Source organism: Lentzea sp. NBC_00516 (assembly GCF_036346835.1).
In the GTDB taxonomy this organism is placed as follows: Bacteria; Actinomycetota; Actinomycetes; order Mycobacteriales; family Pseudonocardiaceae; genus Lentzea; species Lentzea sokolovensis.
This window is the reverse complement of the sequence record NZ_CP107840.1, coordinates 8,784,917-8,811,856: the sequence shown is the minus strand read 5'-3', so window position 1 is coordinate 8,811,856 and position 26,940 is coordinate 8,784,917. Positions and strand designations below refer to the sequence as shown.

Sequence of the window (26,940 nt, the reverse complement as noted above, 5' to 3'; positions counted from 1 at the left end):
GTGGGGGCCATGGAGATCACGCCGTTCCGCATCGAGATCCCGCAGACCGACGTCGACGACCTCCGCTCACGCCTGAACAACGTGCGCTGGCCCGAGGAGGACCTGCCGGGTGTCGGCTGGTCCTACGGCATCCCCCTGAGCTACCTGCGCCCGCTGGCCGAGTACTGGCGTAACGGGTTCGACTGGCGCGCGCAGGAAGAGCGGCTCAACTCCTTTCCGCAGTTCACGACCGAGATCAGCGGGCAGCGCATCCACTTCCTGCACGTCCGCTCGAAGAACCCGGACGCGACGCCGTTGCTGCTGATCCACGGCTGGCCCGGCTCGTTCGTCGAGTTCCTGAACGTGATCGGGCCGCTGTCCGAGGACTTCCACCTCGTCATCCCGTCGATCCCCGGCTTCGGCTTCTCCGGCACGGTCCGCAAGCCCGGCTGGAACGTCCTGCGCGTCGCGTGGGCGTTCGCGAAGCTGATGGAGGGCCTCGGGTACGACCGCTACGGCACGCAGGGCGGCGACTGGGGTTCCGGCATCGCGCAGGAGATCGGCCGGGTGTTCCCCGAGCAGGTCATCGGCGTGCACGTGAACATGCTGCAGACGTTCCGGCCGCAGGGCGTGAACGACCTCTCGCCCGAGGAGCTGCGGGCGCTGGAGTCGCTCGACCACTACCAAAAAGATCTCTCCGGCTACATGCACCTGCAACGCAGCCGGCCGCGCACGCTCTCCTACGCGCTGACGGACTCGGCCGTCGGGCAGCTCGCGTGGATCGTGGAGAAGTTCCACGACTGGACGGACAACGAGGGCGCGCCCGAGGACGCGGTGGACCGCGACCAGATGCTGACCAACGTGTCCGTGTACTGGTTCACCGGCACGGCGGGCTCGTCGGCGGCGCTGTACAAGGAGCAGTCGGCGACCTGGGGTCAGCAGCAGCCTTCGACGGTGCCGACCGGCGTCGCGGTCTTCCCGCACGACCTGAGCCTGCCGGTGCGATCGCTGGCGGAGAAGATGATCCCGTCGATCGTGCACTGGACCGAGTTCGACCGCGGCGGTCACTTCGCCGCGATGGAGGAGCCGGACCTTCTGGTCCAAGACATCAGGAAGTTCTTCGGATCACTGTGAGCACAACACTTTCCAACCGCACCCTCAACCGCACGCTGCTCGCGCGGCAGCTGCTGCTCGAGCGGACGTCCATGCCGATCGTGGAGGCCGTCGAACATCTCGGCGGACTCCAGGCCCAGGCACCGATTCCGCCGTACCTCGCGCTGTGGACGCGGCTCAAGCCGTACGAGGTCGACGCGCTGAGCAACCTCATCATCGACCGCTCGCTGGTCCGGATGACGTTGTGGCGCGGCACTTTGCACCTGATCTCGGCCAACGACGTGTACTTGATGCGCACGGCGTTGCAGCCGGAGCTCAACAAGTGGGCGAAGATCGTGATGCCGCCCGCCACCCGCGTCGAGATCGACCTCGACAAGCTGGCTCGCATCACGCGCGAGTACATCGACGCCGAACCGCGCACGGTCGCGGAGATCGGCGCGCACCTCGAGGAGCACTTCCCCGAGGCCAAGGCGCGCGAGATGTCCACGCAGGCGCAGCTGCTGGTGCCGATGATCCAGGTGCCGCCACGCGGGATCTGGGGCGTGGGCGGCGTCCCGCAGAACGTCGCGATGGCCTCCTGGCTCGGCCGGGAGCTTCCCGAACAGGCCGCGGTGCCGGAGCTGATCAAGCGGTACCTGCGGGCGTTCGGACCGGCGACGCTCGCGGACATGCAGGCCTGGTCGAGGTTGATCGGGCTCAAGGCGCACGCGGCCGGCCTCGATCTGGTGGAGTACAAGAACGAGGAAGGCAAGGTGCTGCTCGACGTGCCGGACGGCGTGATCGTGTCCGAGGACGTGCCGGCGCCCGCGCGGCTGTTGCCCGCGTTCGACAACGTGTTGCTGGGCCACGCCGGCCGGAAGCGGATCATGAGCGAGGACGCGCGGTCGCGGTGGGGCGCGGTGCGCAACGGCGTGTTCCCGCCGACGTTCCTCGTGGACGGGTTCCTGCGCGGCACGTGGAACGTGGTGGAGAACAAGGACGCGGCGACGCTGACGATCGAGCCGTACTTCAAGACCACGAAGAAGGACATGGCCGGCGTCATCCGCGAGGCCAAGGCGGTGCTGAAGGTGATGTCCCCCAAGAAACCGCACGTGATCCTCGCTCCCTAAGCCAACTGCTTGATCACGTCCAGAGCCGCGGTGATGGCGGGCCTGCGCGAGGCCTGGGTCCGCCACACCGCGTACAGCCGCCGGGTGGGCGTGGGCCGCAACGGCACGGCCTTGACGCCGTCCGGCACCTCCTCCCTGCCGAGTCTCGGGATCAGTGCGACACCGATCCCCTTGGCCAGCAGGGCCATCTGCGTCCGGTACTCGCTGATCCGGTACGCCACCACGGGTTCGATGCCCGCGCCGTGGAACGTCCGCTCCAGCCAGTCGAAGCAGATCGACCCCTCCGTCTGGCAGATCCACCGCTCGCCGGCCAGGTCGACGGGTTCGAGGAACTCCTTGCGCGACAACGGGTTCGTGTGCGGGATCAGCACCTCGGCGACGTCGTCGCCGATGAAGACGCGGGACAGCGACTCCGGCACCGGAAGCGGCGTGTTCGCCCAGTCGTGCACGATCGCCAGGTCGAGCTCGCCACGGGCGACGGCCTCGGTGGCGTAGGGCGGGTCGATCTCCGTGAGCCGCACGTCCAGGGCCGGGTGCTGCTCGGCCAGGCTCACCAGGACGTCGGGCAGCAGCCCGCGCGAGGCCGTGGCGAAGGCGCCGACGCACAGGCGGCCGATCGCGGCGCCGCGCTGTTCCTCCAGCGCCACCTCCGCCTCCTCGACCAGCTTGAGGACCTGGGCGGCGGTGTCGGCGAGCAGGCGGGCGGCGTCGGTCAGGCGGACGCCGCGGCCGTTGCGTTCCAGCAGCGTGGTGCGGGTTTCGCGTTCGAGTTTCGCGATCTGCTGCGAGACGGCGGACGGCGTGTAGCCGAGCACGTCCGCGGCGGCGCCGACCGTGCCGTGCACGGCGATGGCGTGCAGCGCCTTCAGCCTTCCCAGATCGAGCATGTAGCAATGCTAAACCCATCACCTTAGAAAGCGGAACTGGTGCTAAATAGTTAGCTCGCGCAAGCTTGAGGCATGAGTCCCCGTCACCTCCTGCTCGCCGTGCTGGTCGCCGCCATCTGGGGCTTCAACTTCGTCGTGCTCAAGGTCGGTCTGGACGAGTTCCCCCCGATCCTGTTCTCCGCGCTGAGGTTCCTCGCGGCGGCGGTGCCCGCGCTCTTCTTCGTCGGCAGGCCGTCGGTGCCGTGGCGCTGGATCATCTCGGTCGGGCTGGTGCTGGGCGTCGCGAAGTTCAGCTTCCTGTTCATCGGCCTCAAGGCCGGCATGCCGTCCGGGCTGTCGAGCCTGGTGCTGCAGAGCCAGGTGATCTTCACGACGGTGTTCGCCGCGATCGTGCTGCGCGAACGGCCGAAGCCCGTGCAGATCACCGGCATCGCGCTGGCCGTCGCGGGCATCGGGGTGATCGCGTGGGACTACGGCCTCTCGTCACCGCTGCTCGGGTTCGCGCTGATCATCGCGGCGGCGGCCTGCTGGGGCGTGTCGAACGTGCTGATGCGGTACGCGCGGCCCGCGGACACGTTGCGGTTCATGGTGTGGGTGAGCGCGGTGGCGGTGCTGCCGTTGTTCGCGCTGTCGGCGCTGACCGAGGACATGAGCGCGCTCGGCCGCCTGGACTGGAGCGGGGCGGCCGCGGTCGGGTACGTCGCGTGGATCTCGACGCTGCTTGGGTTCGGCATCTGGGGATTCCTGCTGCGCCAGTACGAGTCGTCCGTCGTGGCGCCGTTCTCGTTGCTGGTGCCGGTGTTCGGGATGCTCTCGGCGTGGGCGTTCCTCGGCGAGGACCTGAGCGGGCTGCAGGCGGCGGCCGGTGGCCTGGTGCTGGCGGGGCTGGCTATTCCGCTGCTGCTGGGGCGCCGGGCGGCACGAACGGCAGTCCTGCCGGAGCCCCTCGTTCCAGCAGGTCGATGACGGCCTTCGTGTCGAGGTGATCGGCGACCAGGTCGCCCAGCAGGTCCAACTGGGCCTCGCGGGCGGCCTGGAAGCTCACGTCACCCAGTTCGAAGTCACGGCCCGCGCGTTCGGCCGCCCAGCGCAGGAACCTGCGGCGGAACGCGTCGTTCTCCAGCAGGCCGTGCCAGTGGGTGCCGAGGATCCTTTCGGTCTGCGCGCCTTCCGTTCCGATCAACGGCTCCTCGGCGCTGCGGACGACCTGGCCGTGGTGGATCTCGTAGCCGGTGACGGGTTCGTCCCACGCGGTGCCCGACGGCGTGGCGAGCGTTTTGCGCGGCTGGAAGCGGATGTCGACGTCGAGCAGGCCCAGTCCGTCAATCGTGCCGTTCTTGGATTCCACGTCGTCCTCGATGCGCCTCGACAGCATCTGGAAGCCGCCGCAGATACCGAGAACCGGGCCGTCGAAGCGTTGGATCGCTTGCGCCAGGCCGGTTTCCCTGAGCCACCCGAGGTCGGCGACGGTGGCCTTGGAACCGGGCAGCACCACCAGGTCCGCGTCGGCCAGCCGGGACGGCTCCGTCACGAACCGCACCGAGACACCGGGCTCGCAGGCCAGCGCCTCCACATCGGTGGCGTTCGAGATGCGCGGCAACCGGATCACAGCGACCCGCAGCCAGTCCTTGACCGGCGGCCGAGGCCTGCCGATCACGCCGTCCGCGTTGTAGGACAACGAATCCTCGGCGTCGAGCCACAGTTCCTCGCGCCACGGCAGCACGCCGAGCACCGGCCGTCCGGTCAGCGCTTTGAGCTGGTGCAGACCCGGTTCGAGCAGCCTCGCGTCGCCGCGGAACTTGTTGACGACGAAGCCGGAGATCAACGCCTGGTCCGCCGCGTCCAGCACCGCGACCGTGCCGAAGAGGTGCGCGAACACGCCACCGCGGTCGATGTCTCCGACGACGATCACCGGCAGGTTCGCGTTGACGGCCAGTCCCATGTTCGCGATGTCGTTGGGGCGCAGGTTGATCTCGGCCGGCGAGCCCGCGCCCTCGCAGATGACGACCTCGTGGTCCCGCCTCAGCCCGTCCAAAGTGGACAACACGGTGCCGAGCAGCTGCTGCTTGCGTTCGCGGTAGCTCAGCGCGGAGACCTCGCCGACCGCCTGACCGAGCACGACGACCTGCGACGTGCGGTCGCTGCCGGGCTTGAGCAGCACCGGGTTGAACCGGACGCTCGGCTCCTTGAACGCCGCCCGCGCCTGCACCGCCTGAGCGCGCCCGATCTCGCCACCGTCGAGTGTGACGAACGAGTTGTTCGACATGTTCTGGGCCTTGAACGGCACGACGTCAACGCCCTGGCGTGCCAGAAAGCGGCACAGACCGGCCACCAGGACGCTCTTGCCCGCGTCCGAGGTCGTCCCACAGATCAACATCGCGCCCCGCATGGACGCCAATGCTGCCATCATCACCCCCATGCTCACCGTCGTGCTCATGCACAGCCCGTTCCTCGGCCCGTCGAGCATGCGCCCGCTCGCCGACGAACTGGCCTCCGACGGGGTGGCCGTCCTGCTGACCGACCTGCAGATGACGATCAACGAGGCACCGGTGCACCAGCGGCTGATCGGCGCCTTCTCCGACGCCCTGGAGGACTCCGGCGTCGGCGGCCCGCTGGTGCTCGTGGGCCACAGCGGCGCGGGCCCGTTGCTGCCGTGCTTCGCCGACGCCCTCGAGGTGGAGGTGGCGGGCCTCGTGTTCCTCGACTCCGACCTGCCGACGCCGGGCAGGTCGTGGCGCGAGACCGTCGATCCCGCCCTCGTGAACAAGGTCAAGGCGTCCGTGCGGGACGGCAAGCTGCCGCGCTGGGACCGCTGGTTCGACTCGGACCCGCTGAAGCTCGTGCCCGCCGGCCTGCGCGAGGAGATGCGCGACGAGGCGCCCGAGGTGCCGTGGGAGTTCCTGAAGGAGACGCGCCCGAGCGTCGAGTGGTCCGGGGCGTGCGGGTACGTGCAGCTGTCGCCGTTCTACGACGCCGCGGCGGCTGAGGCCACCGAACTCGGCTGGCCCGTGGAGCGCCTGGAGTCACACCACCTGGCGGCCGCGACGTCGCCTTCGGCTGTCGCGGCCGCGCTGAAGGCAGTGATCAGCAAACTGTGAGGATCTCCGAGCCGGTCTCGGTCACGACGATCGTGTGCTCGAACTGAGCGGTCCAGCTCTTGTCCTTCGTGGTGACGGTCCAGCCGTCGTCCCACATCTCGCCCTCGTAGTCCCCGAGGGTGATCATCGGCTCGATCGTGAACGTCATGCCGGGCTCCAGCACCGTCTTCACCGACGGCTCGTCGTAGTGCAGGACCACGAGCCCGCTGTGGAACGTGCGCCCGATGCCGTGGCCGGTGAAGTCGCGCACGACGCCGTAGTTGAACCGGTTCGCGTACGCCTCGATGACGCGGCCGACGACGTTGAGCTCACGGCCGGGCTTCACGGCCTTGATGGCGCGCATGGTCGCCTCGTGCGTGCGTTCGACGAGGAGCTTGGCCTCCTCGGAGACGTTGCCCGCGAGGAACGTGGCGTTCGTGTCGCCGTGCACGCCGCCGATGAACGCGGTGACGTCGATGTTCACGATGTCGCCGTCCTCGACGACCGTGCTGTCCGGGATGCCGTGGCAGATGACCTCGTTGAGCGAGGTGCAGCACGACTTCGGGAAGCCGCGGTAGCCCAGCGTCGACGGGTACGCGCCGTTGTCGCACAGGAACTCGTGCGCCACGGCGTCGATCTCGTCGGTCGTCACGCCCGGCACCACGACCTTGCCGGCCTCCTGCAACGCCTGGGCACCGAGGCGCCCGGCGATCCGCATGGCCTCGATGATCTCCGGCGTCTGCACCCACGGGTCGGTGCCGCGCGTCGGCGCGGGCTTGTCGACGTACTCGGGACGCACGATGCGCGAAGGCACCTGACGCCGCGGAGATTGCACACCAGGCTGCAGAGGGGCACGAACAGGCATGCGTTCCAGATTAGCCGCCCAGTCGCGTACTGCCCCGAACCTGGTCCTCCGCCCGCGGCTCCGGCACCCGCGGCGCCGGCAGCAGGATGCCTGCCCGGAGCAGGCGTTCACGCATGGTCAGATCCTTGGTCTTGCTCATCACGGCACCGCCTTGAGGAACCTCGCCGCCACGTCCACGGCTGGAGTCGAAGTTTCTCCGCTGAGCACCAAGGTCGCGAACGCGAGATCTCCTCGGTAGCCCATGAACCACCCGTGTGAGTGCACGCCGTCACCGAACTGCGCGGTACCAGTCTTGCCGCGCACGTCCCCGTACGGCTTGAGTTGTGGTGCAGTGCCCGACTCGATGACCTCCCGCATCATCGCGCGCACCGGGTCGAGCGCGGCGATGGGCGGTGCGGTGGGCTGTTTGTCCGCTTTGGTCTCCTTGCCGCGCACCAGCTGCGGCACCGGCATCGAGCCCTTCGCGATGGACGCCCCGACCAGCGCCATGCCGAACGGCGAGGAGAGCACCTTGCCCTGGCCGAACGCGTCCTCGGCCCGTTCCACGACGTCGGTCGCGGGCGGCACGGAACCGGTGATCGTGGTGAGGCCCGCGATGTCGAAGTCGACGCCGAGGCCGAGCGACAGGGCGGCGTTCGGCAGCAGCTCCGGCGTCATGTCGACGGCGAGCGTCGCGAACGTGGTGTTGCAGGAGAACGCGAACGCCGAGTGCAGCGGGATCGTGCCCTTGTCGAACTCGCTGGAGTTCGGCACGATCCGCCGGCCGTCGATGGTCGTCTTGCCGGGGCACGGCACCGGGGTGTCGGCGTTGACCTTGCCGGACTGGAGCACGGCCAGCGCGGAGACCGCCTTCATCGTGGAGCCCGGCGGGAAACGGCCGGTCAGCGCGAGGGCGCCCTGGGCGTCGGCAGGGTCGTTCTGCGCGACGGCCAGGATGTCGCCGGTCGACGGCTGGATGGCGACGAGGATCGCGGGCTGCGTGACCGGCTCGACGGCGTCCTCCGCGGCGGCCTGGACCGCCCGTGACAGCGCGATGGTCACGGCCTTGGCGGGCTCGGGGGCCTTGGAGTGCAGTTCCTCGACCTCGGTGCCCTGCGCGTCGACCGTGCTGATCCGGAAGCCCGCGTTGCCGGCGATGTCGTTCTCGACGAGCTTGCGCACGGCGGGCAGCACCTGGGTGGCGAAGTTGCGGCTCGGTGCCAGCAACGACGTCTGCGAGCTGAACCGCACGCCGGGCAGTTCGTAGATCAGCGGCTTCACGGACTGGTAGTCCGGGTCGCGCAGCGCCGCCACCTGGTAGGCCTGGCCTTCGGGGGTCTTCGTCACGCCGTCGGTGATCGTCTGCTGGGTGATGGCCTTGTCGAGCGGGTTCAGCGCGTCGGCGAGGGACTTGGAGACGGCGGCGACGTCACCGGCCTCCTTCGCGACGAGCATCACCGAGACGACGCGTTCCGGTGCGAGCAACGGCGTGCCGTCGCGGTCGAGCACCGGCGCCGGGTCCGGCGTGAGCTCGGCGAGCTTGACGGACTGCTGTGGGGCGAGCTTCGGGTGCGCCACCGACGACGCCCAGTGCACCTTCCAGGCGTCGCCTTCCTGGCGCACGTCGAACTTGGTCGAGTACGTCCAGTGGCGGTTCTTGCCGAGGTTCCAGTCGAGCGTGACGGACGCCTCCGACGCCAGCTCGCCGTTCTTGCGGATCTGGTCGACCTTGCTGCTCAGGCCTTCCGGTTTGAGCGCTCCCCGGAACTTGTCCAGGGTCTCCTTGGCGTCGGCCGGGTTGTCGGTCATCCCTGCGGCACCCTGCACGTCACCGGACGCGAGCTTCGCCAGGAAGTCGTTGGTGATCTCCGGAGCCCCCGGTTCCGACTTGAACAGCCCACAGCCGCTCACCGTCACCAGCACCACCGTGATCGTCGCGAGAAGTCGCACTCGCGCGAGTATGCCCGTTCAGAAGAGGACAGTGGCGTATTGCCCGACTTGTTCGAAACCGATTCGGCGGTAGGCGGCCTGGGCCACGTGGTTGTAGCCGTTGACGTAGAGGCTGGCCGTGCGGTTGAGGACCCTGGTGAGCCGGTCGGCCACCGCCGCCGTTCCGGCCGTGCCGATGCCCTCGCCCCGGCGGTCCGGACGCACCCAGACGCCCTGGATCTGGCCGACGCGCGACGACATGGCGCCGATCTCGGCCTTGAACACGACCTCGCCGTGCTCGAACCGCGCGAACGCACGACCTGCGGCGATCAGCTCCGACACACGGGCCCGATAACCCGCTCCGCCGTCCTCGGCGCACGGGTCGATGCCGACCTCTTCGATGAACATGGAGATCGCGGCCGGCAGGTAGCGGCCGATCTCGCTGGGACGGACCTGGCGCACCAGCGGGTCCGGGGTGATCTTCGGGCTCGACGAGATCGCCATCAACGGCTGGTCGCCGCGCACCTCGCGGGCGGGGCCCCAGTCGGGCTGCAGCTCGTCCCAGAGCGTGAGGACCTGCTCGGCGGGACCCACCAGGCTGGAACACATGCGGCCCCTGCGGCGGGCGCGGTCCGCGAACATGCGCATCGCCGACGCGCTGCCCTTGAGCGGGATCAGGTTCGGCCCGGAGAAGCACAGGCCGTCGACCCGGCCCCGCAGGGGCCGGGAGTCCGAGCCCCACATCTCGCCGCCCAGACGCCACGGGTCGAGGCCGGCCACTTCCACCCTGGCCGCGACCATGCAGGCGGCTACGGGGTCGTTGTCGAAGACCCCGCGCACATCGATCAGGTCGCGTTCGTCGAGAACGCGCGCTCCGGCCAGCCTCAGCACGTCATCTAGCGTGCCAGATGAACGGTGTGTGTGGCATCAGCCAACAGTGCGCCAGTGCCCCGACACACGGTGAAGGGGCGCCTCGCGAAGTGAGACGCCCCTTCAGTCGTTCAGGTACTAGCCAGATCGCTAGCCGACGGTGACGGCGGGGGTTCCGCCCTCGACCGGTTCCATCTCCTCGGCGAGGCGCATGGCCTCCTCGATGAGGGTCTCCACGATCGCGTGCTCGGGCACGGTCTTGATGACCTTGCCCTTGACGAAGATCTGGCCCTTGCCGTTGCCGGAAGCGACGCCCAGGTCGGCCTCGCGGGCCTCGCCGGGGCCGTTCACGACGCAGCCCATGACGGCTACGCGCAGCGGCACCTCCATGCCCTCCAGACCGGCCGTGACCTGCTCTGCGAGCGTGTACACGTCCACCTGCGCGCGACCGCAGGACGGGCAGGAGACGATCTCCAGCTTGCGCGGCCGCAGGTTGAGCGACTGCAGGATCTGGTGACCGACCTTGATCTCCTCGACCGGCGGGGCGGACAGCGACACCCGGATGGTGTCGCCGATGCCCTGGCGCAGCAGCGCGCCGAACGCGACGGCCGACTTGATGGTCCCCTGGAAGGCCGGACCGGCCTCCGTGACGCCCAGGTGCAGCGGGTAGTCGCACTGCTCGGCCAGCAGTTCGTACGCGCGCACCATGACGACGGGGTCGTTGTGCTTGACGGAGATCTTGATGTCGTGGAAGTCGTGCTCGGCGAAGAGGGACGCCTCCCACATCGCCGACTCGGCCAGCGCCTCGGGCGTGGCCTTGCCGTACTTCTTGAGCAGGCGGGGGTCGAGCGAACCGGCGTTGACGCCGATCCGGATCGGGGTGCCGTGGTCCTTGGCGGCGGCCGCGATCTCCTTCACCTGGTCGTCGAACTTGCGGATGTTGCCCGGGTTGACCCGGACAGCGGCACAACCAGCCTCGATGGCGGCGAAGACGTACTTCGGCTGGAAGTGGATGTCGGCGATCACCGGGATCTGGGACTTCCTGGCGATCGCGGGCAGAGCGTCAGCGTCGTCCTGCGACGGGCAGGCGACGCGCACGATGTCGCAGCCAGACGCCGTCAGCTCCGCGATCTGCTGCAGAGTCGCGTTGACGTCGGACGTCAACGTGGTCGTCATGGACTGGACTGAGACGGGGAACTCGCTGCCGACACCGACGTTGCCGACCATCAGCTGCCTGGTCTTGCGACGTTCCGACAGCACCGGCGGCGGCAGTGCCGGCATTCCGAGCATCACGCCGTCACTCATGGGTTGTGCACCTTTCCGTGGATCACTTATTGCAACCTGATCGGGTTGACGATGTCGGCGGTCACGGTCAGCAGCGTGATGGCGCCGCCGATGAAGATGACCACGTAGGTGAGCGGCAACAGGCGCATGTAGTTGACCGGGGCGCCGGCGGGCTTCCCGCGCAGCTTCCTCAACCAGTCTCGCACCCGTTCGTAGAGGTTGACGGCGATGTGACCACCGTCTAGGGGAAGCAACGGCAGGAGGTTGAACACACCGACGAAGAAGTTCAGGCCCGCCAGCATGAGGATGAAGAACGCCCACAGGCCTCGCTCCGCGGCGTCACCACCGAGGCGCGACGCACCCACGACGGAGATCGGGGTGTCGAGGTCACGCTCGCCGCCGCCGATGGCCTTGACCACGGCTGGGATGCGCTCCGGGAAGCGCATGAGGCCCTTCCAGGTGTTCACGAACATGTCGCCGGTGAACGCCAGGGACGCCGGGACCGCCGCGAGCGGGCTGTACTCGAAGTTCTGCTGCCAGGTGACGCCGATGGCGCCGACCTCCTTGACCTCACGGCCGCCCTTGCCGTCCGTCACCTCGCGGGTGACCTTCGGCACGTTCACCGTGAGCGCCAGTTCCTTGCCGTCGCGCAGGACCTTGAACTCGGTCGGCCCGCTCAGTTCGCGGGTGATCGTGAGCATCTCGGACCACGTCGAGATCGGCTTGCCCGCGATGGACGTGACCTCGTCGCCGGGCTGCAGGCCCGCGTCCTTGGCCGGGGCCGGGGCGCCGGACTGGCACGGCGCGGTGAGGCCCACGGTGTGGTTCTGCACGCACGGCGTGATCTCGGCGAGAACCGGCAGGTCCTTGTTGTTCGGCAGGCCGAGCGACATCGCGAGGATCAGCAGGATGACGAAGCCGAGGATGAAGTGCGTGATCGAGCCGGCGGACAGCACGACGACGCGCTTCCACACCTTCTGGTTGTAGAAGGCGCGCTTGCGGTCGTCCGGGTGCACCTCGTCGAGCGCCGTCATGCCGGTGATCTCGCAGAAGCCGCCGGCCGGGATCGCCTTCAGGCCGTACTCGGTCTCGCCCTTGCGGAACGAGAAGAGCTTCGGGCCGAAGCCGATGAAGTAGCGGGTGACCTTCATGCCGAAGGCCTTCGCGGTCAGCAGGTGCCCGAACTCGTGCAGCGCGATGGACACCGCGATGCCGGTCGCGAACAGCAGCACCCCGAGGATGTTGATGAATGTGTTCACGGAAAGCTCAGTTCCTTCCAACCAGCTCGCGGGCACGTGCTCGTGCCCAGTCCTCGGCGGCCAGGACCTCCGCGACGTCCGCGGGGTCCTTCTGCCAGTCATTCGCCTCGCCGAGAACCTGGCCGATGGTGTCCACGATCGACAGGAACGACGTGTTGCCGGCGACGAAGGAGGCGAGTGCCTCCTCGTTCGCGGCGTTGTAGATCGCAGGAAGACAACCACCGGTGGTGCCTGCCTGCCGCGCGAGTTCGACCGCCGGGAACGTGACGCTGTCCAGGGGTTCGAACGTCCACGAGGTGGCGGTGTCAAAGGTACAGGCGGCCGCGGCACCCGCGACGCGCTCGGGCCACCCCAGCCCCAGTGAGATCGGCAGCCGCATGTCCGGAGGCGACGCCTGCGCGAGCGTCGAGCCGTCCGTGAAGGTCACCATGGAGTGGATGATGGACTGAGGGTGCACCACGACGTCGACGCGGTCGTAGGGGACCCCGAACAGCAGGTGCGCCTCGATCAGCTCCAGGCCCTTGTTGACCAGGTTCGCCGAGTTGATCGTGACGACCTGCCCCATCGACCAGGTGGGGTGCGCCATCGCCTGCTGCACGGTGATGGCCTCGAGCTCCTGGCGCGTCTTCCCGCGAAACGGCCCGCCGGACGCCGTGAGCACCAGCTTGTGCACCTCGTCGTGGGTGCCACCGCGAAGACACTGCGCGAGCGCCGAGTGCTCGGAGTCGACCGGCACGATCTGGTCGGGCTTGGCCGCCTTCAGCACGAGCGCCCCGCCCGCGATGAGCGACTCCTTGTTCGCGAGCGCGAGCACGGCCCCGGTCTCCAGGGTCTTCAGCGACGGCTCAAGCCCCCTGGACCCGTCCATGCCGTTGAGGACCACGTCCGCGGGACACGCCTCGATCAGGTCGACCATGCTGGTCAGCGTCCTGACACCGGGCACCTCAGCGCCGTTGGCCACGGCGACTGTCTTCACGTCGAACTCTGCCGCCTGCTCCTTGAGCAGGTCGAGCTGACGTCCACCCGCGCCGAGCCCGACGACCTTGAAGCGGTCGCGGTTGCGCCGGATGACGTCGAGCGCCTGGGTGCCGACAGAGCCGGTCGAGCCCAGGATCAGGACAGTGCGTGGAGTACTCATCGCTCCTCATTGTTCCGGAGAGTGCCTGAGAGCCCGGCACAGCCCGTTACTTTGATAACGGAGCGGTCTTGAAGGTGTGAAGTCGCCAGTTCGAGGGCATTCCATCGGCGTCAAGTCGTTGGAAGGAGACTCTCCGTGGGCATCCTCGGATGGATCGTGCTCGGCCTGCTGGCCGGAGCCATTGCCAAGGCCATCATGCCGGGCAAGGACCCAGGCGGAATCATCATCACGATGCTGATCGGCATCGTTGGCGCGATCTTGGGCGGATTCATCGGATCCGCGGTGTTCGGGACCGATCTGGGCTCGTTCTTCGATCTCCGGACCTGGCTGCTGGCCATCGTCGGATCGCTGGTCCTGCTGGGCATCTACCGCCTGGTGACGGGTCGGCGCAGTCGCGTTTAGCCGCTCAGACGTTTGAGGCCGTTCGGGTGACACCCGAACGGCCTTTTCGTTTGGTCGCTGCTTCGCAGACTCCGGCGAGTTCGCCGGGAAGCTGGTCGTCCGGCCACCGCTTCGCCCCGATTGGGCTTCGCCGAATCGCGATGAAGGGGCGACCGGACGACCAGCGCGAACTCGCGACCACCCCGGCGCGCCCTGTCAGGTCGCGATGCCCGCGTCCCGCGCCAGCAGAGCCGCCTGCACCCGGTTCGTGAGCCCCAGCTTGGCCAGCAACCGCGACACGTACGTCTTCACCGTCGCCTCGGACATGTGCAGCTTCGCGCCGACGTCGGCGTTCGACATGCCCTGCCCGAGCAGCGCCAGCACCTCGACCTCGCGGTCGGTCAGCCCCTCGACGGCCTTCTGCGCCTCCTGCCGCTTCGGCTGCCCGGACGTCGCGACCATGCCGACCACGCGTGAGGTCACCATCGGCGAGAGGTACGCCTCGCCGTTGTTGACGGCGCGCACAGCTCGTAGCAGTTCCTCGGGTGCGGAGTCCTTCAGCAGGAAGCCGGCGGCACCGTCGGACAGCGCGCGCACGATGTTGTCGTCCTCGCCGAACGTCGTCAGCATGACGACGCGCACGGACGGTGCGACGACGCGCAGTTCCTTGGCACACGCGAGGCCGTCCATGCGTGGCATGCGGATGTCGAGCACGGCCACGTCGACTCGGCGCTCGCGGACGATCTGCAGCGCCTCGCGGCCGTCGCCGGCCTCCGCCACGAGTTCGATGTCGTCGGCGGTACCGAGGATGGCCTTGATGCCGGCGCGCATCAGCGGCTCGTCGTCGGCGATGAGCACCCTGATCATTGACCTGTCCTCTGCACGTGGATCTTCTTCTCGACCAGCTTGCCGTCTCGGAAGCAGAAACGCACCACTCGGGTGCCCTTCGCGAGGTACGACTGCTCATCGGTGATGTGGTAGACGCAGCGCGCGCCTGGCGGTTCAGGTGAAGCCTGCGACTTGCGTTCGCCGTCCGCCACCAGCGGTTCGTCCCCGTCCGGGAGCAGCGCGAGCACGTCCGCCTCGGACTGGCCCTCCTGGATCCGGTCGAGGTTCTCCTGCGACACGACCTCGGTCACCGGCTGGGCGCCGAGGTAGGTGAAGCCGCCGATGATGGTCGTCAGCACCAGGGACGCGCCCGCGATCGAGCCGACGCCCGCCCACTTGCGGATGCCGCGCGGCGACTCGGTCTCGTCCTGCTCGTCCTCGGGCTCGTCGGGGAGCGGTGTCTCCTCGTACGGCAGCACGGCGGCGATCCGGAAGCCGCCGGACGGCAGCGCGCCGACGTGCAGGATTCCGCCTGCCACGCGGACGCGTTCGGTCAGGCCGATCAGGCCGACGCCCGGCTCCTGGACCGGCGAACCGTTGCGCGACGGGTTGTTCCGCACCTCGACGACCAGGGCGTCCGGCTCGTACTTCACCGTCACCTGCACCGCGGCGCCTGGCGCGTGCTTGGCGGCGTTGGTCAGGCCTTCCTGCGCCACGCGATAGGCGGCGTGAGAGACACGTGACGGCAACGGATGTGCCTGCCCGCCGCGCACCAGACTGACCAGAACACCGGCCTTGCGCGCGTCGCTCACCAACGAGTCGATGGACTCCGCGGTCCGTGTGGCGGGGTCGTCGTCGGGACCGTCCTCGGCCCGCAGCACGCCGATGATCGACCGCAGCTCCCCCATGCCCGTCAACGCGGCCGAGCGCAGCACCCCGATCGCCTCGCGCTGCTTGTCCCCCAGCGACGGGTCCAGCGCCAGCGCGCCGGCGTGCACGGAGATCAGCGACAACCGGTGGCCGAGGCTGTCGTGCATGTCCTGGGCGATGCGGCTGCGTTCCCGCAGGCGCACCTGCCGCGACAGCATCTTGTGCTCGCCACGCATGCGCGCCTCGCGGTCCCGCATGGCCTGCACCAGCGCCTCGCGTTGCGCCAGGTACCGCCCGACGAGGAACGGCAGCGCCACTCCCACGCCGAAGATCGTGATCAGGATCAGCATCCCGTAGACGGGCTCGATGTCGAGCGGGCGCTGGTCCCAGTCCCACAGCAGCACGACGACGATGAACGTGAGCGTGGTCGTCGCCACCGCCTTGACCCACGACTCGATCCGGCGCCCCGCCGTGTAGCTCACCAGCACCATCAACGCGGGCCCGCCGAACGGAAGGGCCGCGGCGCCGATCAGCACCACCGCCGGCAGCACGTGCCGCAACGGCAGCAGCACCAGGTAGGTCGCGACGTAGGCGATGAGCAGCCAGCCCGTCACCCTCGTCTCCGCCCACGGCCCCGGCCACAGGTCCAGCAGGATCGCGCCGACCATGACGAGCAGGTCGCCGACGAGCCGCACCGGCGTCAGCGACCGGAACCGGGCCAGGGTGTCGGCGAGCGCCGCCTCGGCCCTGGTCCGCACAGCAGTAATCACGGTTTCAAGCTACGAGACGTCCCATGTCCGCGCGGCACGCTGGAGTATCGAATTGACGCGACGAAAGTTGACTCCGTGGTTGATCCAGGCCGCGTGGAACCACTTAGACGAGGGTCGAAGGACCCGTTCGGCCCATGATCATCTCGGCATACTCCGCCCCCTGCACATCAATCTCAGGGGGAAACATGAGAAAAGCGTTGTGTGTGCTGTTCGCCGCCGCCTTGGCGCTGATGTCGTTGCTGGGGACGGCGGCAGCGGCGACGCCGGCCGAGATCAACCTGAGCGGTCCGGCCGAGGTGGGCGCGCCGGTGTCCGACGTCTCGGCTCAGGCCCTGTCGTGCGGCAGCGGCAACATGTGCGCGTGGCCGGTCGGCGACGGCAGCAGCAGCCGCTGCAGCTGGGGCACCGCCGACCCCGACTGGCGGGGCGGGGACGTCAGGTGCTCCTGGTCGGGGAGCCGTCAGGTGCGGGCGGTCGAGAACGCCGGTGCCAGCACGGCCTACGCCAGGGTGTGCCTGTATCCGGGCGCGAACTACACCGGGAGCGTCGCCTACTACGTCGTGCGAGGCGCGGAAGCGCCGAACTTCCCGAACGCGCTGATCCGCTCCCACAAGTGGGTCACCGGGAACACCTGCTGGTGACCGGCTGACAGCCGAGGGCCGTCCGGCAGCGTCCGAAGTGGACGCTGCCGGACGGCCCTCGGCCGCGTTCATCGACCGGCTGCCAGCACCCGCAGTCCCAACGGGGTGATCAGGTGCCGGGCGAAGTTCTCCTCTCGTTCGGTGGCGATGAGACCCGCCTCGCGCAGTACGCCGGTGTGATGGCTCACCGTGGCGGGGGCGACGCCCACCAGCCTCGCCAGCCTGGTGGTGGTGCTCCCGCCGATCACCGACCTCAGGATCGACGCCCTGGTGGCGCCCAGCAGTGCGGTCAGCTGATCACCGCCCGCTCGCCCGCCGGCCAGCAGGCGGGACTCGGTCCGGATCGGGAAGACCAGCGCCGGCGGATCGGCCAGGGCCACCGGGTGGCGCAGGGCGAAGTAGCAGGGGATCAGGGTGAGACCCCGGCCGCCGAGGTGCAGGTCGCGGTCGTGCGCGTGGTCGACGGACAGCACCGGCGGATGCCATCGGGCGGCGTCCCCGAGCGACCTCAGCAGTCCTTCCGGGCCGAGGTGCAGGTACTGGTGGATCCTGGCCGCCGCATCGGTGCACAGGCCGTCCTCGATGATCGGCAGGTGCGGCTCGATCACGCACCGGCGGTAGACGTGCAAAGCCTGACGAAGCGCGGCGGACCCGGTCGTGGAGAGGTCGTCCGGCCAGCAACATGCGGCGTGCGGCGCCGCTGTCATCACGGTGTGCAGTGCCATCCGCAGATCCGGGTCGCGTGCGGCCACCTCGCGCACATGTCGGCGCCACGGCTCGAAAGACAGGTCGCATTCCCCGCGTCGCAGCATCTGAGCGCTGCCGGCGATCTCCCACCTCAGGTCGGCTTCCAGTTTCAACCGCGTGTGCGCGACGTCCCGATCAGTGAAATGGATGTGCAACTGCGGCACGTCGTCCTCCCCCAAGGAACTGGCCTACACCGGAGAAGTCATCCGCGCCGAGGCGGAGATACAGCCCTGGCAAGAAGTTAGGCCAGCCGAGCGACAGCTCCCGCCTTGCGCGCCCGCCACGACGCGATCACCACGCCGATGACCAGAAGCAGCGCCGTCGCGGTCACCATCAACGTCGACAGCGCCACGATCTCCGGCGAGATCCCGCGTTTCGACGCCTGCGCGTAGACGAACACCGGCAACGTCGTCGACCCGACCCCGGTCAGGTACGACGAGATCACCACGTCGTCGAACGACAGCAGGAACGCGAACGCCGCGCCCGCCACCACCGCGGGCGCCACCAGCGGCAGCGTCACGGTCCGGAAGGCCACGAACGGCGACGCCCCGAGGTCGGCCGCGGCCTCCTCCATCCGAACGTCCATTCCGGACACCCGCGACCGCACCACCACGACCACGAAGCTCAGCGAGAACGCCACGTGCGCGAACAACAACGCGCCGAACCCGAGCGGAATCCCGGCGAGCCGCACGAAGAACCCCAGCATCGCCACGCCCATGACGACCTCGGGCACCACCAAAGGCAGTGACAGCAACACCGTCCAGAGCCCACGGCCGGGAAACGCGCGCCGCAGACCGAACGCCGCCAGCGTCCCGATCACCGTCGAGATCGCCGCCGACGCCAGCGCCAGTTGCAAGGTCAGCTGCAACGACGCGAAAACGCGCGTGTCGTCGAGCAGTTCCGCATACCACTGCAAAGAGAACCCGCTGATCCGCGACAACGACCGCGACGAGTTGAACGACGCGATGGCGAGCCACGCGATCGGTGCGTACAAGAACAGGAAGACCAGGGCCACGACAGCACCGAGCGCCCACGGACGACGGTTCACAGCACGTCCTCCCCACGCCGCCCGCGCAACACGAGCACGAACACCACCAGCACGAGCAGCAGCACGGCCATCGCCGAGCCCAGCGGCCAGTTGTTGCCGCCGCGGAACTGGTCGTCGATCACCGACCCGAACGTCGACTGCTCGACGCCGCCGAGCAGCTTCGGCGTCACGAAGTCACCGGCCGCGGGCACCAGCACCAGCAACGACCCGGCCAGCACACCGCTCAACACCCCCGGCAGCACCACGCGGAAGAACGTCGACACGCGCCCGTGCCCGAGGTCGTACGACGCCTCCATCAACCGGACGTCGAACCGCTCGCACGCCACGTACAGCGGCAGCACCATGAACGGCAGAAAGCCGTACGTCAGACCGAGAATCACCGCTCCATGCGTGAGCAGAAAACCGCCGTCGCGGTCCAGCCCGACCCACCCGAGCACGGTGTTCACGAGCCCTTCTCCGTCCAGCAGCGCCTTCCACGCGTAGATCCGCGCGAGGTAGCTCGACCAGAACGGGATCAGCACCGCCGCGAGCAACGCCGTGCGGTACCTGCCGCCGTGCCGCGCGATGAACCACGCCAGCGGAAAGCCGAGCAGCAGACAGGCGACGGTCGTGGCGCCGGCGTACAGCAGGGTCCGTCCGAAGATCGGCAGGAACGCCGGGTCCAGCGCCGTCAGGTACGCCTGCGTCGTCCACGGCAGCACCGCGCGGGCGACCCCCGTGTTGCGCGTCGCGAAGCTGAACTCGACGACCACGACGAGCGGCGCGATCAGGAAGAATCCCAGCCAGAGCCCGGTCGGGGCGAGGAGGGCGTTGGCCTTCAGCCAGCGTCGGAGCACGAGCACACATCTTGCCACGCGAACATCCGTGTACCGTTGTGAACATGAGTGTTCACCTGTTGCAGACGGCGACATCCGTGCTGCTCAAGGACCCGACCGCGTCCCTGGGCGACGTCGCGCGGGCCGCCGGTGTCGGCAGGACCACACTCCACAAGCGCTTTCCCACCCGGACGGCGCTGGTCCGCGCCCTCGCGAGCGACGCGCTGGACCTGATCGACTCGGTGGCGTGCCACGTCGACTTCGACAGCGATGACGCACTGGAAGACCTCATTACGCGCCTGGTCACTCTCGGTCCGCGGGTGGAGTTCCTGCTCCGCTTCCCCGGCCTCGACCGCGACGAGGAACTCGCGGCCCGCATCCGTGGGATGGACCGGCCCGTGCTCGACCTGATCACCCGGCTGCAGGGCACGAGACTGCGCCGCGACCTGCCCGCGTGGTGGATCCTGAACACCCTCTACGCCGGGCTCTTCAACGCCTGGGAGGCGATCAGCGACGGCCGTATCGCGCCGCTGGACGCTCCCCGGTTCGTGCTGACCACGGTGTTCGAGGGGGTAAACAGTGCTGGAGCAACTGACCGGACATGAAGACCCGCATCCGATCTACGAACGGCTGCGCGCGCACGGGCCACTGTCCAAGGACGGTGGCCTCTGGGTGACGACGAGCCACCCGCTGATCAACAAGATCCTGCGCGACCGGCGGTTCGGCGTCCGGTTCGCCGACGGCAGCTATCCGGGCAACGGCAGCCTGCTGCCCGAGTCGTTCCTGGAGCTCGACCCGCCGGACCACACGCGGCTGCGCCGGATCGCCACGCCGGCGTTCAGCCCGAAGAAGATCGACGAGTATCGGACGCGCGTCGAGAAGGTCGCGGAGTCGTTGCTCGACAAGGACGAGTTCGACCTGATCACGGACTTCGCGGCGCCGTTGCCGATCTCGGTGATCAGCGACCTGCTCGGCATCCCGGACGCCGACACGGCCGAGTTCGCGGACTACGGCGCGCTGGTCGCGGCCTCGTTCGACTCGGGCGTCACCGCGGAGATGGCCAACGCCAACGACAAGGTGCTGGAGCTGTTCGATCGGCTCATCGCGCAACGCCGCAGGACGCCCGGCGACGACGTGATCAGCTCGCTCGTGGCCGCCGAGGCCGAGCAGAAGCTCACGGCGCGGGAAATGCTCGGCACGCTGGTGTTGCTGCTGGTCGCGGGCTTCGAGACCACGGTGAACCTGATCGGCAACGGCACGCGCGCGCTGCTCGACCACCCGTCGCAGTGGAAGCTCTTCCAGGCCAATCCCGAGCTCGCGTCCGCGGTCGTCGAGGAGACGCTGCGTTGGGCGCCGCCGGTGCAGCTGACCAGCAGGATCGCGCACGAACAGGTCGGCGAGATCGGCAAGGACGAGATGGTGACGCTGCTGATCGGCGCCGGGAACCGCGACCCCGAGGTCTATCCGGAGGCGCACAAGTTCGACGTGATGCGGGTGCACAAGCCGGAGCACCTCGCGTTCTCCAGCGGCGTCCACTACTGCCTGGGCGCGACGCTCGCCAGGATGGAGGGCGAGGTGGCGTTCCGCGCGCTGGCCCGCCGGATGCCGGATCTGCGGCAGACGGGTCCGGTGGCGTTCCGCGACTCGGTGGTGATCCGCGGGATGAAGTCGTTCCCCGTCAGCCGGTCTTGACCTTCGTCCACGCGTCGGCGTAGAGCGCTTCGGCGTCGCCGCCGAGGTCCTTGGTGAACGGGAGCTTCGCCAGCTGTTCGTCCGGTGGGTAGACCACCGGGTCGTTCAGCAGTTCCTTGTCGATCAACGGCTTCGCGGCGGCGTTGGGACTGCCGTACCGGACGGCGTTGGACAGCGCCGCACCCGCTTCCGCACCGAGGACGTAGTCGATGAACCGGTGCGCGTTCCCGGCGTGCGGCGCGTCCTTCGGGATGACGAGCAGGTCCACGTAGGACAGTCCGCCCTCGGTCGGGATGGCGTACCCGATGTCGTCGTTGGCGGCACGCGCCTGGAACGCGTCACCGGAGTACGACTGCGCGAGCCGCACCTGGCCCGAGGTCAGCGGTTCGATCACGTCGGAGGTGATCTGGCCGAGCTTCTTCTTCAACGACAGCAGGAAGTTCGCCGCGTCGTCGATCTGCTTCGCGTCTGTGGTGTTCGGGTCGTGGCCGAGTTTCAAGAGCCCGATCGCCATGCCGTCGCGGGCCTCGTCGAGGATCGAGCTGCGGCCCTGCGCGTTCGGCAGGTCGAAGGCGTCGAACCCGGTGACGTCGCCGCCGATCTGCGACTTCGAGTACGCCAGACCCGTTGTGCCCCAGGCCCACGGCACGGAGTACCTGTTGCCGGGGTCGTACTCGGCCTCGGCGAACCGCTGCTCCAGGTTGCGCAGGTTGCCGATCGCGTCGTGGTCCAGCGGCTGCAGGAGACCGGACCGCAGGAACCGGCGGAGGAAGTTGTCGCTCGGCACCACCAGGTCGTAACCCGCCTGGCCGGACGCGATCTTGGCTTCCATCTCGTCGTTGGTGGAGAAGTTGTCGTAGGTGACCTCGATGCCGCTCATGGCCGTGAAGCCGGGCAACGTCTCCGGCGCGATGTAGTCGGTCCAGTTGTAGAAGTTGAGCTGGGGCTCGTCGGTCAGGTTCACGGCCTTGCCCGCGCTCGGACCGCCGGTGTTCGTGGGCGCGGGACCGACCGCGCAGGCGGCGAGCGCGAAGAAGGCCATCGAGCCCAGCATCGTGCGGCGGGTCACCCGAGGGCTGTCGACGTCCCACAGCCGGGCGATCCGGACGTGCTCAGCCATCCTTCTGCTCCAGCAGCACGGTGAACTCGGGGTCCCAGGCCATCCGCACCGTCTGGCCGGGCGCGCCGGCGTCGTCGATGCGCTGGGCGTTCTGCACGAACGCCGTGAGCACACCGCCGGGGGTGTCGACCACGAACTGCGTGGAAACGCCGGTGTAGACGACGTCCTGAACGACGCCCTGGAGCACGCACCAGCCCGTCGGCGGCTCGGCGGTCTCGTTGAACAGGTGCACCTTCTCCGGGCGCACCGTCGCGGCGACCTTCTGGCCGTGGCTGACCTTGCCGGAGAACTTGGCACGCAGGTTCGTGGCGCCGGGAGCCGTCAGCGCGGCGAACTCACCGTCCACACCGGACACCTCGGCGTCGAGGATGTTCGACGTGCCGATGAACCCGGCGACGAACCGGGTCGCGGGACGTTCGTAGACGTCCTCCGGGTAGCCGACCTGTTCGATCTTGCCCGCGTTCATCACGGCGATCCGATGCGAGAGGACCAGCGCCTCTTCCTGGTCGTGCGTGACGTAGAGGAACGTCGTGCCGACCTCGCGCTGGATGCGCATCAGCTCGATCTGCAACTCCTTGCGGAGCTTGGCGTCGAGCGCGCCGAGCGGTTCGTCCAGCAGAAGCAGCTGTGGACCGGCCGCGAGCGCACGAGCGATGGCGACGCGCTGCTGCTGACCACCGGAGAGCTGCGTGGGCCTGCGCTTGGCGAACTGCGACAACCGCACCAGTTCGAGGTGCTCGCCGACGCGTTTCTCCAGCTCGTCGCCGCGGATCTTCTTGCGCTTGAGGCCGTAGGCGACGTTGTCCCACACCGACATGTGCGGGAACAGGGCGTACGACTGGAAGACGGTGTTGACGTCCCGCCGATAGGGAGGGACGCCCACCATGTCGTTGCCGTCGAGCTCGATGCGGCCCTCGTCGGGGTCGACGAAACCGGCGATCATGCGCAGGACCGTGGTCTTGCCGCAGCCGGACGGGCCGAGCACCGAGAAGAACTCGCCCTCGTGGACGTTCAGCGAGACGCCGTCGACCGCCACCTGGTCGGAGAAGCGCTTGCGCACGCCGTGGAGACCGATCTCGACGGGGGCGAACGTGTCCGGGGTGGAGGCCTCGGCGGGAGAGAAGCCGGTCAAGTCGAGGCGCCTTCGCAAGATCGAACGGGTAGGCCTCGAAGAGCCTAAACCCGTGCGACCTCGCTCGTCAGTCGTGCGCGCGCGACCTCACACCTCCGCGCTCGCCGTCATGTGCGACGATGACCTCGTAATCCGGATGAGCAGTGGAGGAAACCGTGGCTACGTCCTCGGAACTGGACAAGCGTCCTGCCGTCGACCCTCACGAGGAACCGTCGCACGAGTGGGGCTGGCACGGCACGTTCCCCAAGGGCACCCGCATCGCGGGCTGGCTCTCGGCCGGCTTCTGCTTCCTGATGCTGATCGGCAACCACCACGGCAAGACCGAGAACATCTTCCTCATCGCCACGGGCGTCTCGATCATCGTCTTCCTGGTCTGGGACACGGCTCGCCGCCGGACGTCCTGGCGCCGTTAGAGCGTCTCGAGCACGATCTTGCCCTGGGTGCGGCCAGTCTCGCCCAGGGCATGTGCTTGTCCGGCGTCCTCCAGGGGGAACGTCGCGGCGACGTGCACCTTGAGCTCGCCCGACTCGACCAGCGCCGCGATCGCCCGCAGGCCCGCGCGGTCGGGTTCGACCAGGATCGGACTGGTCCTGATGTCATCGCGGATCGGCCTGTCCACTCCGGACGGCACGCCGACGAACAACCCGCCGGGACGCACCGAGTCCGGTGACGCGCCGCCGACCAGGTCGACGAACAGGTCGACGTCGTTGCCCGCGTAGTCGCCCTGCGTGTAGTCGATCACCTCGTCGGTGCCGATCTCCTTCAGGAACGCGTGCTTGGGCTCACGCGCCGTGCCGATGACATACGCGCCATGCGCCTTCGCGATCTGGACCGCGAGGTGGCCGACACCGCCTGCCGCGGCCGTGATCAGCACCTTCTGCCCCGGCTGCACGTCCGCCGTGTCGACGAGGATCTGCCACGCGGTGAGCGCGGCGAGGGGCAACGCGGCCGCCTCGACGTGGGTGAGGCTCGTCGGCTTCTTCGCGAAGTGGCGGGACGGCGCGGTGACGTACTCGGCGTAGGCGCTCGCGGCGCGCGGGAACCACGGCATGCCGTAGACCTCGTCGCCGGGCTTGAGGGTCGTGACACCGAAGCCGACCTCCTCGACCACACCGGAGACGTCCCAGCCGTTGATGAACGGGAAGGTCTGCATCCCGGCCATGCCGCTGCCGGCCCGGGTCTTCCAGTCGACCGGGTTGACGCCGGCCGCGTGCACCCTGACCAGGACCTCCGTCGGGAGCGGCGCGGGCTTGGGCACGTCGCTGAGGGTGAGAGGGCCGCCGAACTCGTTCTGGATGATCGCTCGCATGCTGTCCAGCATGGGAGAGTTGGTCACTCTTCGCAATCAGGCACTATCTAGTGCACTAGGTACCTGGTAGAAACTAGCCGTGATCAGGGACGTTTATCTCAAGATGTGCCCGTGCCGCGACCTGCTGGACATGGTCGCGTCGAAGTGGACGGCGCTGGTGATCGGCGACCTGGAGGACGGGCCCAAGCGGTTCGGTGAGCTCAAGCGCCGGCTGGAGGGCGTCAGCCAGAAGATGCTCACGCAGACGTTGCGCACGTTGGAGCGCGATGGGCTCGTCACGCGCACGGTGTACCCCTCGGTGCCGTTGCGCGTCGAGTACGAGCTGACCGAACTCGGGCGCAGCGTCACGGAGCCGCTGGCCGCACTGCGGTTGTGGGCGCAGAAGAACTACGAGTCCGTGGCCGAGGCGCGCGAGACGTTCGACGGTTCCGAACCGCTCGGCCTGGAACCCGCCACGGCCCGCTAGCCGACGACCCAGCCGAACTGGAACTCCCGCTGATAGCCCTCGCAGTTCACGTCGAGCGAGTCGAAGTGCGTGCCCTTGAACAGACAGCGGTACAGCGGCAGCGCGGGCACGTCGGCGGGCTTGCCGGTGAAGACGTGGCCGAGCGGGGCGGCGCTGACGACCGTCTGACCTTCGCAGGTGGGCGAGACCGAGGTCATGTGGTCCTCGGACCCGTTGAGGCGGCAGGCGTAGAGCGGCTTCGTGCCCGCCTCCTCCTTCGCGAGTAGCTTGCCGAGGGTGTTCGCCTCCGCCGCGAACCCGGCCGGCGTCGCCACGCGTGACGTGCCGCTGAAGTGAAAGCCACCCGCCTTCAGGTGACGGGTCAGCACCAGCGTCTCGCGCGGCGGCTTCGGCTGCGTCGTCGGCGGCTGGGCCGGTTGCGTCGCCTGGGAGGGCTTCGCCTGGCTGGACGACGGCACCGCGCTGCTGCTCGGCGCGGCACTGCTGCTGCTCGCCGGTGCGCTCGACGCGGTGCTGCTCGCGTTCGACGACGGCTGTTCCGAGCTCGGCCCCTGCTGTGCGGCGGCCGTGCCCCGCTGGGTCTCCGGCTTGAGGAGGAACACCGCGGTGAGCGCGATCACCACGACCGCGGCCGCGGCACCGGCGAACACCCCGATCTTCTTGCGGGACTTGGGCTTCTCGTCCCAGTCGGCGTGCGTCGGGGTGTTCGGCGCGACGTAGGCGGTGACCGGTTCGATCACCACCGTCTGCTCGGACGGCGTCAGCGGCTTGACCGTCTTCGTGGCGCCGCTGAGTCGTTCCCGCAACTGGGCCGCGGTGAGACGGTGGGTGTCGTCCTGAGCCAGCAACGCCATGATCGTGTCGGCGAGCGGGCCCCTGGTCCGTTGCAGGACCGGCTCCTCGTACATGATCGCGTGCATGGTGGCCGCGGTCGTGTCGCGCTGGAACGGCGAGCGGCCCTCGATCGCGTGGAACATGGTGGCGCCCAACGCCCACAGGTCGCTCGCCGGCGAAGGTTGCTTGCCCGCGAACAGTTCCGGCGCCATGTAGCCGGGCGAGCCCATGATGCCGCCGGTCGCGGTCAGTCCCGGATCGTCCATCGCGCGGGCGATGCCGAAGTCGGCGAGCTTCACGCGTCCGTCGGGCAGCACCATGATGTTGCTGGGCTTGACGTCCCGGTGCACGATGCCCGCCGCGTGCGCCGCTTCGAGCGCGTTGAGCGTCTGCAGGCCGATGTCCGCGACCTCGTCCTCGGTGAGAGCCCTGCGGGTCATGACCTCGGAGAGCGTGGGCGCCTCGACGAGCTCCATGACCAGGTAGGTCACGCCGTGCTCGACGATGACGTCGTAGATGCCGACGACGTTCGGGCTGTTCAGGCGGCCTGCCGTGCGGGCCTCCCGCAGCACGCGCTCGGTCTCGGTGGTCCGCAGCTCCTTGAGCGCGACCTGCCGTCCGATGACCCGGTCCTCGGCGAGCCAGACGACCCCCATGCCGCCCCGGCCCAGCTCCCGGATCGTCGCGTATCTGCCCGCGACCAGCCTCGTGTCTTCCCCCACGACGCCGCATGGTAGCCGCACGGTCGCGTCGGCCGGTTTCCTGTCCGGTTCTGTCCGCTGACAGTGCGTGCGGGGT

28 protein-coding genes are annotated in these 26,940 nt (G+C 68.7%); 10 read left to right on the top strand and 18 right to left on the bottom strand.

From position 1 onward, the window contains the following. Positions 1 to 9 precede the first annotated feature (9 nt). Positions 10 to 1,113, top strand: coding sequence for an epoxide hydrolase family protein (locus OG205_RS40890; RefSeq protein ID WP_330273151.1), 1,104 nt, complete (start codon positions 10 to 12; stop codon positions 1,111 to 1,113). Next, a complete protein-coding gene (locus tag OG205_RS40885) occupies positions 1,110 to 2,201 on the top strand; it encodes a winged helix DNA-binding domain-containing protein (RefSeq protein WP_330273150.1) in 1,092 nt (363 codons plus the stop codon). The genes OG205_RS40890 and OG205_RS40885 overlap by 4 nt, the downstream gene beginning before the upstream one ends. Here the strand turns inward: OG205_RS40885 and OG205_RS40880 are convergent. Continuing rightward, positions 2,198 to 3,088 (bottom strand): LysR family transcriptional regulator, encoded by an 891-nt coding sequence (locus OG205_RS40880; protein WP_330273149.1) that lies wholly within the window; start codon positions 3,086 to 3,088, stop codon positions 2,198 to 2,200. The genes OG205_RS40885 and OG205_RS40880 overlap by 4 nt on opposite strands. A gap of 72 nt (positions 3,089 to 3,160) precedes the next feature. On the opposite strand from OG205_RS40880, the gene OG205_RS40875 reads away from it, so the two are divergent. Further along, positions 3,161 to 4,054 carry an EamA family transporter gene (locus OG205_RS40875; protein ID WP_319977514.1) on the top strand — a complete coding sequence of 298 codons (894 nt, stop codon included), beginning with the start codon at positions 3,161 to 3,163 and terminating at the stop codon, positions 4,052 to 4,054. On the opposite strand, the gene OG205_RS40870 is transcribed toward OG205_RS40875, so the two are convergent. Next, positions 3,978 to 5,477 (bottom strand): cobyric acid synthase, encoded by a 1,500-nt coding sequence (locus tag OG205_RS40870; RefSeq protein ID WP_330278336.1) that lies wholly within the window; start codon positions 5,475 to 5,477, stop codon positions 3,978 to 3,980. The two genes, OG205_RS40875 and OG205_RS40870, sit on opposite strands and share 77 nt — an antisense overlap. A 28-nt stretch (positions 5,478 to 5,505) precedes the next feature. On the opposite strand from OG205_RS40870, the gene OG205_RS40865 reads away from it, so the two are divergent. Continuing rightward, positions 5,506 to 6,186: a hypothetical protein gene (locus OG205_RS40865; protein WP_330273148.1), complete on the top strand. Its 681-nt coding sequence runs from the start codon at positions 5,506 to 5,508 to the stop codon at positions 6,184 to 6,186. Here OG205_RS40865 and map read toward each other — a convergent pair. The 7 genes from map to dxr form a co-directional block, all read right to left on the bottom strand. Next, positions 6,173 to 7,030 carry a type I methionyl aminopeptidase gene (gene map / locus OG205_RS40860; protein WP_330273147.1) on the bottom strand — a complete coding sequence of 286 codons (858 nt, stop codon included), beginning with the start codon at positions 7,028 to 7,030 and terminating at the stop codon, positions 6,173 to 6,175. The two genes, OG205_RS40865 and map, sit on opposite strands and share 14 nt — an antisense overlap. 10 nt (positions 7,031 to 7,040) lie before the next feature. Next, positions 7,041 to 7,169, bottom strand: a complete 129-nt coding sequence (locus tag OG205_RS40855) for a hypothetical protein (RefSeq protein ID WP_330273146.1) — start codon at positions 7,167 to 7,169, stop codon at positions 7,041 to 7,043. Then, positions 7,169 to 8,959, bottom strand: a complete 1,791-nt coding sequence (locus OG205_RS40850) for a penicillin-binding transpeptidase domain-containing protein (protein WP_330273145.1) — start codon at positions 8,957 to 8,959, stop codon at positions 7,169 to 7,171. The genes OG205_RS40855 and OG205_RS40850 overlap by 1 nt, the downstream gene beginning before the upstream one ends. 18 nt (positions 8,960 to 8,977) lie before the next feature. Then, positions 8,978 to 9,829, bottom strand: coding sequence for a GNAT family N-acetyltransferase (locus tag OG205_RS40845; RefSeq protein WP_330273144.1), 852 nt, complete (start codon positions 9,827 to 9,829; stop codon positions 8,978 to 8,980). 129 nt (positions 9,830 to 9,958) lie between these two features. Next, complete coding sequence (gene ispG / locus OG205_RS40840; RefSeq protein WP_036016096.1) at positions 9,959 to 11,089, bottom strand: flavodoxin-dependent (E)-4-hydroxy-3-methylbut-2-enyl-diphosphate synthase; 1,131 nt, start codon at positions 11,087 to 11,089, stop codon at positions 9,959 to 9,961. A 50-nt stretch (positions 11,090 to 11,139) separates the two neighbouring features. Beyond that, the gene (locus OG205_RS40835) at positions 11,140 to 12,351 is read right to left on the bottom strand and encodes a M50 family metallopeptidase (protein WP_330273143.1); all 1,212 of its coding nucleotides are present in this window, start codon (positions 12,349 to 12,351) and stop codon (positions 11,140 to 11,142) included. A gap of 7 nt (positions 12,352 to 12,358) precedes the next feature. Then, positions 12,359 to 13,489 (bottom strand): 1-deoxy-D-xylulose-5-phosphate reductoisomerase, encoded by a 1,131-nt coding sequence (gene dxr, locus OG205_RS40830; protein ID WP_330273142.1) that lies wholly within the window; start codon positions 13,487 to 13,489, stop codon positions 12,359 to 12,361. A gap of 135 nt (positions 13,490 to 13,624) precedes the next feature. Between dxr and OG205_RS40825 the strand changes: the two genes are divergently transcribed. Beyond that, the gene (locus OG205_RS40825) at positions 13,625 to 13,891 is read left to right on the top strand and encodes a GlsB/YeaQ/YmgE family stress response membrane protein (RefSeq protein WP_093593468.1); all 267 of its coding nucleotides are present in this window, start codon (positions 13,625 to 13,627) and stop codon (positions 13,889 to 13,891) included. Positions 13,892 to 14,086: 195 nt separating this feature from the next. Here the strand turns inward: OG205_RS40825 and OG205_RS40820 are convergent, their stop codons facing one another. Together OG205_RS40820 and OG205_RS40815 are read right to left on the bottom strand one after the other, a co-directional pair. Then, positions 14,087 to 14,737 carry a response regulator gene (locus tag OG205_RS40820; RefSeq protein WP_030479625.1) on the bottom strand — a complete coding sequence of 217 codons (651 nt, stop codon included), beginning with the start codon at positions 14,735 to 14,737 and terminating at the stop codon, positions 14,087 to 14,089. Next, entirely contained in the window at positions 14,734 to 16,338 is a 1,605-nt protein-coding gene (locus tag OG205_RS40815) for a sensor histidine kinase (protein WP_330273141.1), read from the bottom strand. Before OG205_RS40815 ends, OG205_RS40820 begins: the two co-directional genes overlap by 4 nt. Positions 16,339 to 16,523: 185 nt before the next feature. Between OG205_RS40815 and OG205_RS40810 the strand changes: the two genes are divergently transcribed. Then, positions 16,524 to 16,979: a hypothetical protein gene (locus tag OG205_RS40810; RefSeq protein ID WP_330273140.1), complete on the top strand. Its 456-nt coding sequence runs from the start codon at positions 16,524 to 16,526 to the stop codon at positions 16,977 to 16,979. Between the two features lie 68 nt (positions 16,980 to 17,047). On the opposite strand, the gene OG205_RS40805 is transcribed toward OG205_RS40810, so the two are convergent. The 3 genes from OG205_RS40805 to OG205_RS40795 all read right to left on the bottom strand — a co-directional run bounded on the left by OG205_RS40805 (position 17,048) and on the right by OG205_RS40795 (position 19,610). Further along, positions 17,048 to 17,890 carry an ArsR/SmtB family transcription factor gene (locus OG205_RS40805; protein ID WP_330273139.1) on the bottom strand — a complete coding sequence of 281 codons (843 nt, stop codon included), beginning with the start codon at positions 17,888 to 17,890 and terminating at the stop codon, positions 17,048 to 17,050. Between the two features lie 77 nt (positions 17,891 to 17,967). Next, positions 17,968 to 18,774, bottom strand: coding sequence for an ABC transporter permease (locus tag OG205_RS40800; RefSeq protein WP_330273138.1), 807 nt, complete (start codon positions 18,772 to 18,774; stop codon positions 17,968 to 17,970). Then, complete coding sequence (locus OG205_RS40795) at positions 18,771 to 19,610, bottom strand: ABC transporter permease (protein ID WP_330273137.1); 840 nt, start codon at positions 19,608 to 19,610, stop codon at positions 18,771 to 18,773. The genes OG205_RS40800 and OG205_RS40795 overlap by 4 nt, the downstream gene beginning before the upstream one ends. A gap of 44 nt (positions 19,611 to 19,654) precedes the next feature. Between OG205_RS40795 and OG205_RS40790 the strand changes: the two genes are divergently transcribed. Continuing rightward, entirely contained in the window at positions 19,655 to 20,194 is a 540-nt protein-coding gene (locus tag OG205_RS40790; RefSeq protein WP_330273136.1) for a TetR/AcrR family transcriptional regulator, read from the top strand. Then, a complete protein-coding gene (locus OG205_RS40785) occupies positions 20,169 to 21,281 on the top strand; it encodes a cytochrome P450 (protein WP_330273135.1) in 1,113 nt (370 codons plus the stop codon). Before OG205_RS40790 ends, OG205_RS40785 begins: the two co-directional genes overlap by 26 nt. On the opposite strand, the gene OG205_RS40780 is transcribed toward OG205_RS40785, so the two are convergent. Together OG205_RS40780 and OG205_RS40775 are read right to left on the bottom strand one after the other, a co-directional pair. Next, the gene (locus OG205_RS40780; protein WP_330273134.1) at positions 21,268 to 22,401 is read right to left on the bottom strand and encodes a polyamine ABC transporter substrate-binding protein; all 1,134 of its coding nucleotides are present in this window, start codon (positions 22,399 to 22,401) and stop codon (positions 21,268 to 21,270) included. The two genes, OG205_RS40785 and OG205_RS40780, sit on opposite strands and share 14 nt — an antisense overlap. Continuing rightward, the gene (locus tag OG205_RS40775) at positions 22,394 to 23,533 is read right to left on the bottom strand and encodes an ABC transporter ATP-binding protein (protein ID WP_330273133.1); all 1,140 of its coding nucleotides are present in this window, start codon (positions 23,531 to 23,533) and stop codon (positions 22,394 to 22,396) included. The genes OG205_RS40780 and OG205_RS40775 overlap by 8 nt, the downstream gene beginning before the upstream one ends. A gap of 155 nt (positions 23,534 to 23,688) precedes the next feature. Here OG205_RS40775 and OG205_RS40770 point away from each other — a divergent pair, with 155 nt between their 5' ends. After that, entirely contained in the window at positions 23,689 to 23,946 is a 258-nt protein-coding gene (locus OG205_RS40770) for a DUF2631 domain-containing protein (RefSeq protein ID WP_330273132.1), read from the top strand. Here OG205_RS40770 and OG205_RS40765 read toward each other — a convergent pair. After that, on the bottom strand, positions 23,943 to 24,842 hold the full coding sequence (locus OG205_RS40765) for an NADP-dependent oxidoreductase (protein WP_330273131.1): 900 nt from the start codon (positions 24,840 to 24,842) through the stop codon (positions 23,943 to 23,945). The genes OG205_RS40770 and OG205_RS40765 overlap by 4 nt on opposite strands. Positions 24,843 to 24,945: 103 nt before the next feature. Here OG205_RS40765 and OG205_RS40760 point away from each other — a divergent pair, with 103 nt between their 5' ends. After that, a complete protein-coding gene (locus OG205_RS40760; RefSeq protein ID WP_330278335.1) occupies positions 24,946 to 25,308 on the top strand; it encodes a winged helix-turn-helix transcriptional regulator in 363 nt (120 codons plus the stop codon). Here OG205_RS40760 and OG205_RS40755 read toward each other — a convergent pair. Further along, on the bottom strand, positions 25,305 to 26,864 hold the full coding sequence (locus OG205_RS40755; protein WP_330273130.1) for a serine/threonine-protein kinase: 1,560 nt from the start codon (positions 26,862 to 26,864) through the stop codon (positions 25,305 to 25,307). The two genes, OG205_RS40760 and OG205_RS40755, sit on opposite strands and share 4 nt — an antisense overlap. Between the last annotated feature and the right edge of the window lie 76 nt (positions 26,865 to 26,940).